The sequence below is a fragment of the Bacillus tianshenii genome, from assembly GCA_020524525.2.
Classification (GTDB): Bacteria; Bacillota; Bacilli; order Bacillales; family Bacillaceae_N; genus Bacillus_AV.
This window is the reverse complement of record CP129018.1, coordinates 2,503,411-2,520,465: the sequence shown is the minus strand read 5'-3', so window position 1 is coordinate 2,520,465 and position 17,055 is coordinate 2,503,411. Positions and strand designations below refer to the sequence as shown.

The window sequence follows — 17,055 nt, the reverse complement described above, 5'->3', positions numbered from 1 at the left end:
AATTTAGCAAAACTTCTCCAATCGATAGGAGAAGTTTTTTAACCGTTAGGATGGTGGTGTAAAAGATGAAAGCGAACAAGAAAGACGTTATTAAAGTACTGGAAACAATCGCAGTTTACATGGAGATAAAAGGTGAAAATCCTTTCAAAACGTCAGCCTATCGGAAAGCAGCGCAGGCGTTAGAAAATGATGACCGGAGCCTGTCTGATATTGATGATTTCTCAAAAATGAAAGGCATTGGTAAAGGAACAGCTGCTGTCATTCAAGAAGTAGTCGAAACAGGCACATCTGAGACGTTAGAAGACCTTGTTGAGGAACTGCCGAAAGGACTGTTGCAGCTGTTAAAGCTTCCTGGTCTCGGGGGGAAGAAAATTGCCAAGCTCTATCAACAGCTCGGCGTGACCGATATGGAAAGCTTGAAGAAGGCGTGTGAAGACAATCAAGTGCAGACACTAGCTGGCTTCGGAAAGAAAACAGAGGAAAAGATTCTAGCTGCGATCGAAGATATCGGCAGCCGCCCAGACCGTTTGCCAATCGCGTTTATGCTGCCGGTTGCACAGAAGATTGAAGCACAGCTTGAGGAAATGACAGGTATTGAACAGTTTTCACGGGCAGGAAGCTTGCGTAGGGTTCGGGAAACGATTAAGGATTTAGATTTTATTATTGCAACAACAAAACCTGCAGATGTTCGGGAACAAATACTAGCGCTTGATCGTATTTCAGATGTGATCGCTTCTGGAGATACAAAGGTGTCTGTTGTAATGGATTGGGATTATGACATTTCGGTTGATTTTCGTTTGATTGAACCAGAAGCATTTGCGACAACACTTCATCATTTCACAGGTTCAAAAGACCATAATGTGAAAATGCGTCAGCTGGCGAAATCGCGTGGCGAGAAGATTAGTGAGTATGGCGTTGAAGTGGACGAGACAGGGGAAGTGCTTACTTTTGCATCTGAGGAAGAATTCTTTGCGCATTTTGGGCTTGCATTTATTCCGCCGGAAATGAGAGAAGGAACAGATGAGCTTGATGTGTTCAAAGAGCCATATGAAGCTGTACAGTTAGAAGATATTCGCGGTGATTTGCATATGCATACAGCCTGGAGTGATGGCGCATATTCGATTGAAGAGATGGCAGAAGCGGCACGGGAAAGAGGTTATTCCTATATTGCGATTACCGACCATTCGAAATACTTGAAAGTCGCGAATGGGCTGACAGCAGAACGGCTTCGTAAACAAAAGAAAGAAATCGAGCAAGTGAATGAGAAATATGATGATTTTACGATTTTATCAGGAGTTGAGATGGATATTTTGCCTGATGGGACGTTGGATTATGATGATGAGATGCTAGGTGAGCTTGATATCGTCATTGCGTCGATTCATTCGAGCTTTTCACAGCCGCGGGAAACGATTATGGAGCGGTTAACAAATGCACTAGAAAGTCATCATGTCGATATTATTGCTCATCCGACAGGCCGGTTAATTGGACGTCGTGAGGGCTATGATGTAGATTTAGAGATGTTAATTGAAGTAGCGGCAAAGACAGATACAGCACTTGAGTTGAATGCCAATCCGAACCGCCTGGATTTAGCTGCAGAATGGCTGAAGAAGGCGCAGGATGCAGGCGTGAAGCTCGTTATTAATACAGATGCTCATCGAATCGATATGCTCGGGCATATGGAAATCGGGACAGCTGCAGCCCGCCGCGGGTGGGTGAAGAAGGAGTCTGTGATCAATACGTGGGAACTTGAAGAACTGCGCGGCTTTTTGAAGCGGCATGAGCAGTCGTAAAGTGAACGAACAAGGAGGATTATGCCGTGTTTAAGCGTGTGATGCGCGTCTTAGAATACGATAAAATAAAAGAAAAGCTTCAAACGTATGCTGCCTCATCTCTTGGAAAAGAAAAGGCAGAACGGTTGAAGCCTGCATATGAGTTAGAAGAAGTGATTGATGCCCAAGCCAAGACAGATGAAGCGGCGAAGGTTTTACGGTTGAAAGGAAGTTTTCCGCTTGGTGGAATCTTTGATGTTCGCCCTAGTGTCAAACGGGCGGAAATCGGGGGGATTTTGAATGCGCGGGAGCTGTTGGATATTTCGAGTACGATCTATGCCTCTCGCCAAGCGAAGCAGTATGTATTGAATATGCTTGAAGAGGAAATTGAGCTTCCGATTATGGAAGGCTATATTGATGAGCTGCAAACACTTGTTGAACTAGAGCGGAGCATTAACAATTGCATTGATGACAACGGCGGCGTAATGGACGGTGCAAGTGACCGTCTGCGTTCGATTCGTTCGAAGCTGCGTACAACGGAATCGCGTATCCGGGAAAAGCTTGAAAACATTACACGCTCGTCATCAACGCAAAAGATGCTGTCTGACAGCATTGTAACGATTCGAAATGACCGCTATGTTGTGCCGGTTAAGCAGGAATATCGCACAGCGTTCGGTGGGATGGTGCATGACCAGTCATCTTCAGGTGCGACATTATTCATTGAGCCACAGTCAGTGGTGACGTTAAACAATCAACTGATGGAAGCACGAGTGCAGGAGAAGCAGGAAATCGAGAAAATCCTCCAAGAATTAACAGTGCTTGTTGCCGAAGATGCTTATGCGTTGCGTGTAAATGTTGATATTTTAGCTGAGCTTGACTTTATGTTCACGAAGGCGCGTTTCGGTCAGAGTATGAAGGCATCGAAACCGGAAATGAACAATGATGGGGTAATTGATTTGAAGAAGGCGCGCCACCCGTTGATTCCGGTGGATGAAGTGGTGCCGAATGATATTGAGCTTGGCGAAGATTTTACGACAATTGTCATTACAGGACCGAACACAGGTGGTAAAACGGTTACGCTGAAAACACTTGGCTTATTGACGTTAATGGCACAGTCAGGCTTGCAGGTTCCTGCTCTTGATGGCTCGAAAATGACCGTCTTTAAAGCAGTTTACGCTGATATTGGTGATGAACAGTCGATTGAGCAGAGCTTAAGTACGTTTTCCTCCCACATGACGAACATTGTAGATATTTTAGAAAAAGTGGATCACGAGTCGTTAGTGCTGTTTGATGAATTAGGGGCAGGGACGGACCCGCAGGAAGGTGCTGCACTGGCGATTGCACTTCTTGATGAAGTGTATAACCGTGGTGCGAGAGTAGTTGCGACGACCCATTATCCTGAGCTGAAGGCATATGGTTATAACCGAGAAGGCGTTATGAATGCGAGTGTCGAGTTTAATGTAGAAACATTGAGCCCAACGTACCGTCTGCTTCTAGGCGTTCCAGGTCGCAGTAATGCATTCGAGATTTCGAAACGGTTAGGCCTTGCTGATACGATTATTGACAAAGCGAAGAGCCATATGAGCGCCGAATCAAATAAAGTGGAGAATATGATTGCATCGCTAGAAGAAAGCAAGAAGCGCGCCGAAGCGGAAATGGAAGATACCGTTCGTCTCCGTGAAGAAGCGGAAACGATTCGCCACGACTTAGAAGAAAAATTTGCTGCCTTTCAAGATGAGCGCGATGAGATGTATGAGAAAGCACAGCAAGAAGCGAAGCAGGCCGTTAAGAAGGCGAAAGCCGAAGCAGACGAGATTATTAAGAACTTAAGAAAGCTTCAGCAAGAAAAGCATGCCGATGTGAAAGAGCATGAACTAATCGAAGCCCGTAAGCAGCTAGAGGATGCTGCTCCTGAACTGAAGAAATCAAAGAAAAAAGCACAGCCGAAAGCGAAGCAGCAGAAAGAGTTGATGCCTGGTGATGAAGTGAAAGTGTTAACCTTTAATCAGAAAGGTCATATCATTTCTAAGACAGGAAACAACGAATACGAAGTACAAATCGGGATTATGAAAATGAAGGTGAAAACAGAGGACCTTCAATTCATCAACACGCCGAAGCAGGTTGAGAAGAAGCCGCTTGCTTCTGTAAAAGGGAAAAACTATCACGTTAAGCCTGAGTTAGATTTGCGCGGTGAGCGTTATGAAGATGCACAGCTTCGTCTGGAAAAATATATCGATGACGCGCTGTTAGCAGGCTATCCGAGTGTGACGATTATTCACGGTAAAGGAACAGGAGCGCTTCGTAAAGGGGTGCATGACTACTTGAATGGTCACCGCTCAGTAAAAAATATTCGTCTCGGCGGTATGAATGAAGGCGGAAGCGGTGCGACGGTTGCTGACTTAAAATAAACACGGAATCCAACATGTGGGGAGAGCGTGTGTAATGACGAACTTTTGGGAAAATATTTATGTGGAAACCGCAGCACAGTACAGTGTCGCTGTGCTGTGTATGATCGTTTTTTTAGCGATCTTTGAACTGGTAACCCGGTATCGCAACTGGGAGGAAATTAAGAAGGGGAACCTTGCAGTAGCGCTGGCCACAGGGGGGAAAATCTTTGGAATTGCGAATATTTTTCGTTATTCCATTGAACATAATGATACCCTTATTCAAATGATGAAATCAGGAATATTTGGCTTTTTGCTCTTATTATTTGGTTATTTCATGTACGAATTTCTTACGCCAAAGTTCAATATTGATGTGGAAATTGAAAATGACAACCGTGCTGTCGGCTTTATCTCAATGATGATTTCAATTGGGCTGAGCTATGTCATCGGTTCAGGAATTGGGTAAGGAGAGACTAGGATGGAAAGACTCGCAAAAATTTTGATGATAGTGTGTGCTGGATTTCTCTTATTTGGCGTCATATGGTGGATTTTATTTGCATAAACGAAAGAGCTGGCAGTAGTGTCGGCTCTTTTCTTATGTGAAAAATACATGAACAGTATTTTTCCAATAATTATTTAAACAAAATATTCAAAATTGCCACAATAATCATATATAATAGAAATAGGCAAGAAAATATAAGTGGATGGAAGGAGCTGGAGCATGGAGAAAATGTTAGAGAAGCCATGGTTGTCTCATTATCCAACAGAAATAACGGCTGAGATTGAACAGGACGGAAAGGCGCTTCATCATTATTTACAGGACACGGCAGAAGCTTTTCCAAAAAAGAAAGCGCTTTATTTCTTTGGTTTTGAAATGACGTATAAGGATCTGTACAGCCAAGTCCGTAAATTCGCTGATTATTTGCGAAATCTCGGTTTGAAGAAAGGTGACCGAGCTGCTATTATGCTTCCGAATTGTCCTCAAGGTGTGATCAGTTATTACGCTGTTCTAATGGCTGGCGGAACTGTTGTGCAGATGAACCCGATGTACACAGCCCGCGAAATGCGTTATCAGCTGAATGACGCAGGTGCTGAATTTCTCATTTGCCTTGATTTATTTTACCCGAATGCTGCAAAAATCAAGAAGCACACAGATGTAAGACATACGATTGTGACAAGCGTCAAAGATTATCTCCCCTTTCCGAAGAATCGACTCTACCCCTTAGTCCAGAAGAAGCAGGCAAAGCTGCTTGTGAATGTTGAAGCGAGCGAATATGTGCATCTTTTCAAGCAGGCAATTCAGCATGGGAAGGATGTCGACCTGGAGATTGAAATTGACCCGAACAAAGACTTGGCATTGCTGCAGTATACAGGCGGTACGACGGGCGAACCGAAAGGTGTGATGCTCACTCATCGCAATATTTCCGCAAACGCTTTGATGTGTCGGAAATGGCTGTATCATTGCAAAGAAGGTGAAGAGCGGATACTGGCCATTTTACCGTTTTTCCACGTGTTTGGGCTGACAACTGTTTTGAATTATTCAGTGCTAATCGGGGCAAAAATGATTATGCTTCCGAAGTTCAATCCAAATGAAGTGCTTAAGACAATTCAGTCGCAGAAGCCGACGCTGTTTCCAGGCACACCGACGATGTATATCGCCCTGCTCAATCATCCGAAACTAAAGCAGTATGATCTATCTTCAATTAAGGCGTGTATTAGTGGCTCTGCCCCGCTTCCAGTCGAAGTACAAGAACGCTTTGAAGCGGCTACTGGTGGAAAGCTTGTAGAAGGGTACGGTTTAACAGAAGCATCCCCTGTTACACATGCAAATTTTGTTTGGGAAAAGCGAGTCAAAGGAAGTATCGGCATTCCGTGGCCTGAAACTGACAGCTATGTACATTCAATGGAAACCGGACAGCCAGCAAAGCCTGGTGAAGTAGGCGAAATTGTTGTGAAAGGACCACAGGTGATGCAAGGCTATTGGAAACGCCCAGAGGAAACGGAAGCAGCGTTTCTTGATGATGAGTGGCTTTTAACAGGTGATTTAGGCTACATGGATGAAGAGGGCTGGTTTTATGTAGTGGACCGGAAGAAGGATATGATTATTGCTGGCGGGTTTAACATTTATCCACGAGAAATTGAAGAAGTGCTCTATGAACACCCGCAAATTCAAGAGGCCGTCGTAGTCGGCATTCCAGATGAATATCGCGGTGAAAGCGTGAAAGCATTTATCGTTTTGAAAGAAGGTGCAAGCTTAACAGAAACAGAATTTGAGGCCTATTGTCGAGAAAATCTTGCAGCCTATAAAGTGCCAAGGGCAGTCGAATTCCGTCAAGAACTGCCAAAGACAGCTGTCGGTAAAATATTACGCCGAACATTGTCAGAAGAAGCAAAGAAACAAGCATTAGGAAAGAAGAAATAACAAACCCTATATTGACATTTTTCACTCTATTCAGTAGAATAACAAATGAATGAACAATCATTCATTTCAGAAAAAATGAACCTCCCTCACATCAGTTGCAGATTTTCTGTTGCGAGGGAGGAGATTATATGGTTATGATAAATAGTGAGAGGTAGATCATCCTCTTTTGCTAGAAAGGAAGAAATGAAACTTGAAGAAAAATAAGCCAAAATACAGACAGATTCTAGATGCAGCAGTGATTGTGATTGCAGAGAATGGCTATCATCATGCACAAGTTTCAAAGATTGCTAAGCAAGCAGGTGTTGCTGACGGTACGATTTATCTGTATTTTAAGAACAAAGAAGATATTCTCATTTCGTTGTTCCAAGAAAAAATGGGGCAATTTGTCGAAAAAATCAATCAAAAAATAGCAGGAAAATCGACAGCAACCGAGAAGTTAATAACATTAGTGGAAATGCACTTTTCTCATTTTGCGACAGAACCGCATTGGGCTGTTGTCACGCAGTTGGAATTACGTCAATCAAATAAGCAGCTTCGTTTGAAAATTAATAACATTTTGAAAGCCTATTTGAATTTGATTGATCAAGTACTTTCAGAAGGTAAGCAAGAAGGGGTGTTTAAGCCGAATTTAGATGTCCGTCTTGCAAGGCAGATGGTGTTCGGTACGATGGATGAAATCGTGACAAGCTGGATTATGAAAGAAGAGCGATATGATTTAACTGCCAATACGGCCATCGTTTCTGATATGCTTGTAAATGGGATCAGTGTAGATCATACATAAAATTCGGCAAGGGGGCTGAGTGAGTGGAATTTTTAACCATTCAAAAAAATGAAAATATTGCTACAATATTATTAAATCGTCCACCAGCTAACGCGCTAGCACAAGCAGTGTTAGATGAATATTCAGAAGCTTTGGATCTTTTAGAAGAGGATGATAATATTCGCGCGATTATTTTCCGCGGCGAAGGTAAGTTCTTCTCTGCTGGTGCAGACATTAAAGAATTTACAACCTTGGAGAAAGAAGAAGATTATGAGAAGCTTGCAAACAAAGGTCAAGCGTTGTTCAACCGAATTGAGACATTTGCTAAGCCGATTATCGCTGCTATTCACGGTGCTGCACTTGGTGGTGGATTAGAGCTGGCGATGTCATGTCACGTTCGCCTTGCAACAAAGAATGCAAAGCTTGGTTTACCAGAACTTCAGCTAGGAATCATCCCTGGATTTGCAGGAACACAGCGCCTTCCGCGTTATGTAGGCTCTGCAAAAGCATGCGAGATGATGCTGACTAGTGAGCCGATTAGCGGTGAAGATGCTTTGAAATGGGGTCTAGTGAATGCCGCTTACGACGAAGAGCAGTTGTTTGAAGAAGCGGAAAAGCTAGCAGCAAAATTCGCTTCAAAGAGTCCGCTGTCTGTCAAATATGTCATTGATTTGCTTAACCATGCCAAGAATAACACATTCGATTCGGGCGTGGAACGTGAAGCACAATTATTTGGGAAGGTCTTCATGTCTGAAGATGGCAAAGAAGGAGTCAATGCCTTCATCGAAAAACGCAAGCCTAACTTTACAGGGCGTTAATTTTTTTCAACCCAAATTGAGCGTATGCTCGACAAGATGAAAGCGATTTTATAGGAGGGGAAAATATGAATATCTATGTAATTATGAAACGTACTTTCGACACGGAAGAAAAAATTGTTATTGAAAACGGTGTCATTGAAGAGGAAGGCGCAGAGTTCATCATCAACCCGTACGATGAGTATGCAATTGAAGAAGCAATTCAATTGAAGGACGAGCACGGTGGTGAAGTATCTGTTATTACTGTCGGTGGCGAAGAAGCTGAGAAAGAGCTTCGCACAGCGCTAGCAATGGGTGCTGACAAAGCTGTATTAGTGAATACAGAAGATGACCTTGAAGATGGCGATGAGTACTCAACTGCGAAGATCCTTGCACAATACTTCAAGGAAAATGAATACGATATCATCCTTGGTGGTAACGTTGCAATTGACGGAGGTTCTGGTCAAGTAGGTCCTCGTCTGGCTGAACTGCTTGAAATTCCTTACGTAACAACAATTACAAAGCTTGATGTAGACGGCGATTCTGCAACAATCGAGCGCGATGTTGAAGGGGACAGCGAAGTTATCGAAACATCACTTCCTGTACTTGTAACAGCACAACAAGGCTTGAACGAGCCGCGTTATCCTTCACTTCCAGGTATCATGAAAGCGAAGAAGAAGCCACTTGAAGAGCTTGAATTAGATGATCTTGATCTAGATGAAGATGATGTTGAGGCAAAAACAAAAGTCGTTGAAATTTATCTGCCACCGAAGAAAGAAGCAGGTAAGGTGCTTGAAGGCGAATTGAACGACCAAGTAAAAGAATTAGTGAACTTGCTGCAAACAGAAGCAAAAGTAATATAAACGGAGGGGAGATAAATTATGGGACGCAAAGTATTAGTATTAGGAGAAGTTCGTGACGGAGCATTACGTAATGTATCTTTTGAAGCAGTAGCTGCTGGTAAAACAATCGCAGAAGGCGGCGAAGTTGTCGGCGTTCTTTGCGGCGATAACGTAAGCGGAGTTGCAAATGAGTTAATCGCATATGGTGCAGACCGTGTGCTTACAGTAGAAGATGAGCAATTAAAGAACTACACATCTGACGGTTTCGCACAAGCAATGATGGCTGTTATTGATCAAGAAAGCCCAGAAGGCATTGTAATGGGTCATACAGCACAAGGGAAAGACTTGTCACCACGTCTTGCAAGCAAGCTTGATTCAGGCTTGATCTCTGATGCAGTTGACGTAGCGGCTGAGGACGGAAACATTGTCTTCACGCGTCCGATCTATTCAGGGAAAGCATTCGAAAAGAAAGTTATCACAGATGGCATCGTGTTTGCGACAATTCGTCCAAACAACGTTCCTGCCCTTGAAAAAGACGATTCACGCTCAGGTGATGTGCAATCAGTAAGCGCTGAAATTAAAGACTTACGCACAGTGATTAAAGAAGTTGTTCGTAAGACATCTGAAGGCGTTGATCTATCTGAAGCAAAAGTAATCGTTGCCGGCGGACGTGGCGTTAAGAGTGCAGAAGGCTTCAAGATTCTTGATGAGCTTGCTGAGCTTCTTGGCGGTGCAGTTGGTGCCTCTCGTGGTGCGTGTGACGCTGAATACTGCGATTATTCACTGCAAATCGGTCAAACAGGTAAAGTTGTAACACCTGACCTATACATTGCTGCTGGTATTTCTGGCGCAATTCAGCATTTAGCTGGTATGTCAAACTCAAAAATTATCGTTGCGATTAACAAAGATCCAGAAGCGAGCATTTTCCAAGTTGCTGATTATGGTATCGTTGGCGACCTGTTTGAAGTGATTCCAATGTTAACGGAAGAGCTTAAAAACGCAAAAGTAAACGCATAATTTGAAAAACGTGCGGGCAGCCAGCCTGCACGTTTTTGTTCTTTCGGTTGTGTTTCTAAGCATGATGTTCGAACAAGTAGAGCAGGTTTGCTAAGATAAGCATAAGAAATTCTTTTGCTTCTACAAAACAGGATGTGTTACATACGATAAAAATGGGTACATTTTAAATATAAGCAAAAGATTAGCTAACTTATTCACTGCAGTGTTATAATGTGAACTGAATTCCATTAAGCAGTATTAGTTAAGAGGAGGATTTTACACATGGCAATTGTAAATGCTAATGACCAAAATTTCGCATCAGAAACAGGTTCAGGTATTGTTCTAGCAGACTTCTGGGCACCTTGGTGTGGACCTTGTAAAATGATCGCACCAGTACTTGAAGAACTTGATTCTGAAATGGGCGACAAAGTAAAAATCGTTAAGCTTGACGTTGATGAGAACCAAGAAACAGCAGGTAAGTTCGGCGTAATGAGCATTCCAACACTTCTTGTTATGAAAGACGGAGAAGTTGTGGATCAAGTTGTTGGCTTCCAACCGAAGGACGCGCTTGTTGAGCTTCTTAACAAACATCAATAATAAGTAAAGAAATTAACGTGTAGGGACTAGGTTCCTTCGACATCATCGAGGTGGTGTTGAGGGACTTGGTCCCTTTTTATTGTTGGAAAAATTATTTCTAGGAAAAAAGTTGTTGACACTGAGAATCATTCTTAATATAATCATAATTGTTATTGAAAATCATTATCAGCACTTATTACTTATACATATAAAAAGGGGAGTACTGAACAGATGGAGAAAAAGAGAGCTTTTAAACTATTTGGAACAATGCTATTAGCAGGTGGAATTCTTGCAGGTTGTAACAGCGGCGGTGGAGAAGCAACAGAAGAGCCGAAACAAGAAGAACAGCCAGCAGAAAACCAAGAACAAGAAAGCAATGAGCAAGCAGAGCAAAGCGCAGTAACAGAGCAAATTACGACATACCAAGCAATGATGGACGAGCTTGGCAAAGCAAAAGAAGACCAAGAAGTAGATTGGGACAAAGTTTTAGAAGAGTATAAAGGTGGCCTGCAAACGGCTGTAACAGAAGTGAATGGAGAGTTTGACCAAGCGATTACAGCAGCGCTTGAAGGCGGCAAGAGCGGTGACCTTAAGCCAAACATTGCACGTCAATTAGTCGACAAAACAACACAATCATACTTCTATCAAAAGCAAAAAGGTCTTCATGGCCAAGTTGCAGAGGCGATGGAAGCTGACAAATCAGATGAAGCAAAAGCATTATTTGCAGACATTAAAACATTAGCAGAAGACGTGTTCATCCCAACAGCTGTGAAGCGTGATTCTTATTATGAATTAAGTGGTGAGAACAGCATGGAAGAAAGCATCAATGCTGGACTGTCTGCTCAAGAAGAAGCACTTAACAGTGGAAATGTAGACGACTACAAAGTATATAAGCAAATTACAGATAAATCGATTTACCGTAGCTACTACTTAGCAGCACAATCTTACGCTGAAAAGATTGAAAAAGCTGTTGCAGAAGGTAATGAAGAAGAACTACAAATTATGCAAGCTGAAGGCTGGGGCTTCTATCAAGCAATTAAAGGTTCTCTTAGCGGTGGAGATGAAGAAGCTGCGAACAAGCTGAATACATTGTTCAGCTTGAACGAAACAGAGCCAGCTTCAATTAAAGCAGCTGAAGTGAAAGACCTATTTGCGAACGCCTTCGTTGGTAAAATTAAGAGCTACCATGAAAAGGTGCCAACAAAGCTTGAAGCTGGTGAAGTAACAGATGCTCGTGGTGCAGCACTTGAAGGAAATGTCTTCATGAAGGATATCGAAATGTACTTGAATGAAAAGCTTGGCGAAGAGAAAACAAAGCAAGCAATGGAAAACGGTGAAAAATGGTTTGAAGCTGTTTCGAACGAGAATACAGAAGAAGCAGCAAAGTATAGCGAACAAATTATTTCAACGTTAAATGAATTACAATAATCGTTTGAAGTCAGAGCCGCTGATATCCAGCGGCTTTTCGACTGTCTCGCGGTGCTGTTCTGTATGCTATAATGGTTGCTTGAGTGAATGCTATCGAAAAGGAAGAGAAAGATGCTATCATTCTTAAAGCGCAGTGTCGCCTTTCTGCTTATCGGCTTGTTCGTTTATATCACGATGCAGTTCTTTTCATTTGAACGCCTCGTTACATATTTGCAGCCATTCCTAGACAGTCCTCTGTTATTGCTCGTTGTCGTTCTGCTTTATGCTGGTGCCTTTTATTTGCGGGCAGTGGCTTGGCATCTTTATGTGGCCCGGAAGCTGTCGGTGCGGGAAGCCTTTTATGGGGTTGGGCTTAGCTTGTTCTTTAATCATTTACTACCGTTTAAAGCAGGTGAGGCGGTACGGGTTATGACAGCTGTGAGAAGGAAAGCATTAAGCTGGGAAGAGAGCACACATTCGGTCGTTGTACTACGGCTTCTTGATTTGCTATTCCTTGGACTAATTGCTGGAAGTGGCGCTGTATTCTTGGCAGTGAACGTTTCGATTGGGCTTTTAGGCTGGATACTTGCAGTTAGTGTTGCATGCTTTTTCATCGTATCTTTGCCGTTTGTGCGGAAACAGCTGCCACGGCTTGAGAAGCATTGGCGGACACTAAGGGAAGGGCTGACTGGTAAGAAAGGTGTAGCGGTGCTTAGCTTGACGTTTGTCAGCTGGGTGCTTGAAGCAGTTGTACTGTATCTTTTTGCAAATGGACTGCTTGGTCCGCTCGGTGCGATTTGGGTGAACAGTATGTCTGTTGCCGGCGGTGTCTTTCAAATTACGCCAGGCGGAATTGGTACATATGAAAGCGTAATGAGTGCGTCGCTTGCGGTGCTGCATATTCCGCTTTCAGAAGGCTATCATATCGCCGTTGTAGTACATGCATTTAAGTTTTTCTTTTCATTTATTGTTGGTGCGATTTTATTATTAATTGCGCCTTTTCATGTATCATGGCAAGAATTGAAGTGGAAGGGAGGAGGAAAACGATGAAAAAAGCATCACGCTTTGAAAAGTTCGCGGCACGGTGCTGGAACCTGCTGAATGAAGGAAAGCCATTTACGCCGATTTTTACAATTGGGGCGATGATGATCTTTGCACTGTTTGCGTCGGTTGATTGGCCGGCACTGTTGGTAAGCTTCGTTGTGATTGTGCCGTTGCTTGCTCTTTATTTTATCTATGATTTTCCTTTGTTTTTGCGGAACTTTCTTTGGCTTCCGCTGATTGCATATTTGTTAATGTGGGATAGTGTGAACTTAAGCTTGTGGCTGTTTGCGGCAGGGCTTTATTTCTTCTTCACAGTATTCTTCTGGGGAACGCTCTATTATCATTTGCGGATTGGCACGACGTGGTGGAATTTCACGCGTTTTTGGAAGCTTGTCTTGAAAAATAGTGATTCAACGAGCGGAAATGCACAGGAGCAGCTGCCGAAATTTTTACTCCTGCTTTCACTTTGGTGGACTCATTATGAGGCAGTTGCACGTGGGGACAGCCTGCAGTGGACGACAGTAGGCGTGTTTTTCCTCGGAATTTGGCTGTTTGCATGGGTTCTGCATCGTTATTTATTTGACTGGAAGCCTAATGTGATTCCAAATTATACGCAAAATGTACAGCCGCCAAGTACACCTGTGAATGAGAAGGTTATTGTCATTGTAATCGATGGAATGCGGAAAGAGCGGTTTGAAGAAGCGAATACACCGTTTCTTGATAAACTCCGTCTCGAAGGAACCGAATATGCCAATATGGAAACGGTCTATCCAGCGCGGACGGTCGTATGCTTTTCCTCGATGTTTACAGGGACGTATCCGTTTGAACATGGAATTACGTCGAACATGGTGTGGAAGCTTGGCATTAAGGTTGAAAGTATTTTCGATTCATTGCGAAAAGTAGGGAAAAAAGGACGCCTGCTCGGGATTGCTCATCTTGTTGATGCGATGGGTTCAGATGTGGAGACGGTTACAGCTGTGATGCACAATGATGAGGCAGACCCGAACATCATGAAACGCGCAAAGCATATTATCGCAGAACAGGACCCAGATTTGTTCATTGTGCAGTTGATCAGCACAGACCAAACTGGGCACAGTCGCGGCGTGCTGTATGATGAATACATTCAAAAGATTCAAGAAGCAGATGCATTAGTGGAAGACTTTGTCTGCTGGCTTGAAGCGGAAGGTAAAATGGAAAACACAACACTAATGATTTGCGCAGACCATGGACAAGCTGACGGTATCGGGGGCCACGGCCATTTAGATGAAGGCGAGCGCTATGTGCCGTTTATTATGCACGGACCAACGATTAAGCAGAACCATCTTGTGAAAGAAAAGCATAGCCTTGTATCGGTTGCGCCGACAATAGCGTACTTGCTTGGAGCGCCATATCCGAGCCATAGCAGAGGTCCTGTATTGACAGAAGCAATGAAGGAGGACGGCAAACATGAATAAACAGCGCATCATTGTTTTTCTTCCTGCCTACAACGAAGAAGATTCGATTTCAGAGGTGATAAAGCTCGTTCCTCGTCACTTTCATGAGCAGGTGGAGGTAAAGGTGCTTGTCATCGATGACGGCTCATCTGACCGCACCATCGAAGTTGCCAAGCAAGCAGGTGCTGATTACATTGTACAGCATGAGAAAAATAAAGGACTTGGTGCAGCGGTTCGAACTGGCTTGCAAGAAAGCGTCCGACTCAGCGGTGACCTGGCCGTGATGATTGATGCGGATAACGAATATCCAGCATGGCAGATTCCTGAGCTTGTCGCACCAATATTGAATGGGGAAGCCGATTATGTAATGGGCTCACGCTTCCTTGGCACAATTAAAGGCATGAAGCTCCACCGTCGTCTTGGTAATTATTGCTTTACGATGCTCCAGTCCCTCCTGCTTCGAAAATGGATTTATGATGGGCAGTCAGGAATGCGTGCTTTCTCAAAGCAAGCAGCAGAGCATGCGGAAATTATTCATGATTACAACTATGCCCAAGTTGTTACGTTAAATTTAGTCCGCAAAGGGTTCCGTGTGCAGGAGATTCCAATTGAATATAAAGTGCGCACGAAAGGTGAGTCATTTATCAAATTCAAGTCCTATATGACATCTGTGCTTCCAGCAATCACGACGGAAATGTTCCGACCAGTTGAAAAGGTAAATATTGATAAAGATGCACATATCGTACCCGATAACCAGTTAAGTCATAAAAGGTAAGCAAAATTGCTTATCTTTTATTGACAATTTCGTTGATAATTATTATCATTTTCAGTAGGAGGAAGTTAAAGATGCGAAAATTACTGTTACCCTTTTTAATGACAATGATTCTCATTTTTACTGGTGTTTCACAAGTGTATGCGTATTCATACGGAGACCCTGGTGAAGAGCAATTGGCTGAAGCGTATAAAGAATTGAAAACACATCTTGAAAATGACGACTGGGAAAGTGCGCGTAAAGTATACGATACATACAAAAAAGAATTCGATCTATACTTTACGAAAACCGTTCCGCTCATTGAAGAAGGCTTCGAGAAAAAGGATAAAGAATTAATCCTTGAGTCTTATCAAGCGGCGATGCGTTTGAATATTGAGCGCAGGCTACATTTCGCAGTTGAGCAATTTGATGATTATGGGCAGGCAAAGCTTCTGCTTGCAAAAGCACGCGGGACTTTCAATGTACTTGCGCCATACGTGAAAGAAGAAAAAGATGAAGCGTATGTAAATGACATTTATGCTTCCTTCGATACCTCATTAGAATCCCTTGGGAATCCTGGCCTGTTCGGCATTGGAAACCAAGAAAGTGATAAAGAAACATTTGAGAAAGAAATCGAATCAATTATAGACCGTGTCGCTCCAATCTTCCCTGTTCCTGAGACAAAAGAAGACGGAGAATCACATTTAACTGAAGAGAATTTGAATCTATTTGGAGATGAAAATGGTGAAAGCAGTCCGTTCTGGCTCTGGTTTTCACTTGGATTATTTGGAATTTTAGTGATTTTAATCATTATGAATAAACGAAAGAAAAGACAGCAATAAACAGACAGACTGAAAAAAGGCGCTTATAAAACAGTCTGCATCATACACAGAGGGAAGGGGATTTTCAAATGGACTTTCAAGCGTTTTTGATTACGCTTCGTGAAGCATTGGAAGCCATCTTAATTGTCGGGTTGATTCTATCATACTTAACACGGTTAAATGCTGAGAAATATCATAAATGGGTGTACGCAGGTGTCGGGCTTGCGCTTGTCACAAGCTTTCTTGTAGCACTTGTCTTCCAGGTTGTTTTCACTGGGTTTGCAAGCTTTGGTTCAGAGGTTTATATGAAAGTGACGATTATGTTTGCTTCCGTATTATTGCTGACCCATATGGTTGTGTGGATGTCCAAGGAATCAGCCAATATAAATGGTGAACTGCAAAAGAAATTGAATGCGGCGATTACAGCCGGAAGTGTTTCCGCACTGATTATTCACACGTATCTTGTCGTTGTGCGTGAAGGTGTGGAAACAGTGTTCTTCTTCGCAGCAATCGGCGGCGGAGATATCGAGAAGGCAGTAACAAACTACGGTGCCTTGAGTGGCTTGATGCTTGCGTTAATTCTTGGCTATCTGTTCTTTACAGGTACGATGAAGATTTCATTGAAGGCGTTCTTCCAAATCACAAGCATTATGATTATGTTCATCGCAGCCGGCTTGCTTGTCCAAGGTGTCGGTACGCTGCAGGATTTAGGCAAAATGGGTTCTGTATTTGAGCAAGCAGATGGTACGCCGACAGAAATGTACAACATCGTTCATGTGATGCCAGAGCATTACCAGGATGAAGCGCACTATGAACGTGACACAGGCAACGAAGTGATGGTTAGTGGACAAATCGGCTTGTTCATGGCAGCAATGTTCGGCTACAGTCACAACCCGTCATTTGAACAAATTGCTATTTATTGGCTCTACTTTGCATTTGTCTTCGCGTGGATGAAACTCATTCACAGTGGAAGAGTCCCTTTCCGTTTGCGAAAAAAGGAAAAAAGTAGTGTAAAGACAAATACAAGTAACGTTTCGAATTTATAATCCCCTTCCG

General features: G+C 43.1%; 15 protein-coding genes. All 15 read left to right on the top strand.

Annotation, left to right across the window (positions count from 1 at the left end; translation table 11 throughout):
- Positions 1-65 precede the first annotated feature (65 nt).
- The 15 genes from polX to LC040_12765 all read left to right on the top strand — a co-directional run bounded on the left by polX (position 66) and on the right by LC040_12765 (position 17,045).
- Positions 66-1,790 carry a DNA polymerase/3'-5' exonuclease PolX gene (polX, locus tag LC040_12835; GenBank protein WLR50161.1) on the top strand — a complete coding sequence of 575 codons (1,725 nt, stop codon included), beginning with the start codon at positions 66-68 and terminating at the stop codon, positions 1,788-1,790.
- Between the two features lie 26 nt (positions 1,791-1,816).
- Positions 1,817-4,177 (top strand): endonuclease MutS2, encoded by a 2,361-nt coding sequence (locus LC040_12830; GenBank protein WLR50160.1) that lies wholly within the window; start codon positions 1,817-1,819, stop codon positions 4,175-4,177.
- Between the two features lie 34 nt (positions 4,178-4,211).
- Positions 4,212-4,619, top strand: a complete 408-nt coding sequence (locus LC040_12825; GenBank protein ID WLR50159.1) for a DUF350 domain-containing protein — start codon at positions 4,212-4,214, stop codon at positions 4,617-4,619.
- Between the two features lie 255 nt (positions 4,620-4,874).
- Positions 4,875-6,575: a long-chain-fatty-acid--CoA ligase gene (locus tag LC040_12820; GenBank protein WLR50158.1), complete on the top strand. Its 1,701-nt coding sequence runs from the start codon at positions 4,875-4,877 to the stop codon at positions 6,573-6,575.
- Between the two features lie 190 nt (positions 6,576-6,765).
- Positions 6,766-7,356 (top strand): TetR/AcrR family transcriptional regulator, encoded by a 591-nt coding sequence (locus tag LC040_12815; GenBank protein WLR50157.1) that lies wholly within the window; start codon positions 6,766-6,768, stop codon positions 7,354-7,356.
- Between the two features lie 23 nt (positions 7,357-7,379).
- Positions 7,380-8,153: an enoyl-CoA hydratase gene (locus LC040_12810; GenBank protein WLR50156.1), complete on the top strand. Its 774-nt coding sequence runs from the start codon at positions 7,380-7,382 to the stop codon at positions 8,151-8,153.
- 65 nt (positions 8,154-8,218) lie between these two features.
- A complete protein-coding gene (locus LC040_12805; GenBank protein WLR50155.1) occupies positions 8,219-8,992 on the top strand; it encodes an electron transfer flavoprotein subunit beta/FixA family protein in 774 nt (257 codons plus the stop codon).
- An 18-nt stretch (positions 8,993-9,010) separates the two neighbouring features.
- Complete coding sequence (locus LC040_12800) at positions 9,011-9,988, top strand: electron transfer flavoprotein subunit alpha/FixB family protein (GenBank protein ID WLR50154.1); 978 nt, start codon at positions 9,011-9,013, stop codon at positions 9,986-9,988.
- Positions 9,989-10,249: 261 nt separating this feature from the next.
- Entirely contained in the window at positions 10,250-10,564 is a 315-nt protein-coding gene (gene trxA / locus LC040_12795) for a thioredoxin (protein ID WLR50153.1), read from the top strand.
- A 210-nt stretch (positions 10,565-10,774) separates the two neighbouring features.
- Positions 10,775-11,971: a hypothetical protein gene (locus tag LC040_12790; protein ID WLR50152.1), complete on the top strand. Its 1,197-nt coding sequence runs from the start codon at positions 10,775-10,777 to the stop codon at positions 11,969-11,971.
- Between the two features lie 111 nt (positions 11,972-12,082).
- On the top strand, positions 12,083-13,000 hold the full coding sequence (locus tag LC040_12785) for a lysylphosphatidylglycerol synthase transmembrane domain-containing protein (protein WLR50151.1): 918 nt from the start codon (positions 12,083-12,085) through the stop codon (positions 12,998-13,000).
- Positions 12,997-14,448 (top strand): alkaline phosphatase family protein, encoded by a 1,452-nt coding sequence (locus LC040_12780; GenBank protein WLR50150.1) that lies wholly within the window; start codon positions 12,997-12,999, stop codon positions 14,446-14,448. The genes LC040_12785 and LC040_12780 overlap by 4 nt, the downstream gene beginning before the upstream one ends.
- Complete coding sequence (locus LC040_12775) at positions 14,441-15,202, top strand: glycosyltransferase family 2 protein (protein WLR50149.1); 762 nt, start codon at positions 14,441-14,443, stop codon at positions 15,200-15,202. Before LC040_12780 ends, LC040_12775 begins: the two co-directional genes overlap by 8 nt.
- A gap of 71 nt (positions 15,203-15,273) precedes the next feature.
- Positions 15,274-16,020, top strand: a complete 747-nt coding sequence (locus tag LC040_12770; protein ID WLR50148.1) for a hypothetical protein — start codon at positions 15,274-15,276, stop codon at positions 16,018-16,020.
- A gap of 68 nt (positions 16,021-16,088) precedes the next feature.
- Entirely contained in the window at positions 16,089-17,045 is a 957-nt protein-coding gene (locus tag LC040_12765; GenBank protein WLR50147.1) for an FTR1 family protein, read from the top strand.
- Positions 17,046-17,055 lie beyond the last annotated feature (10 nt).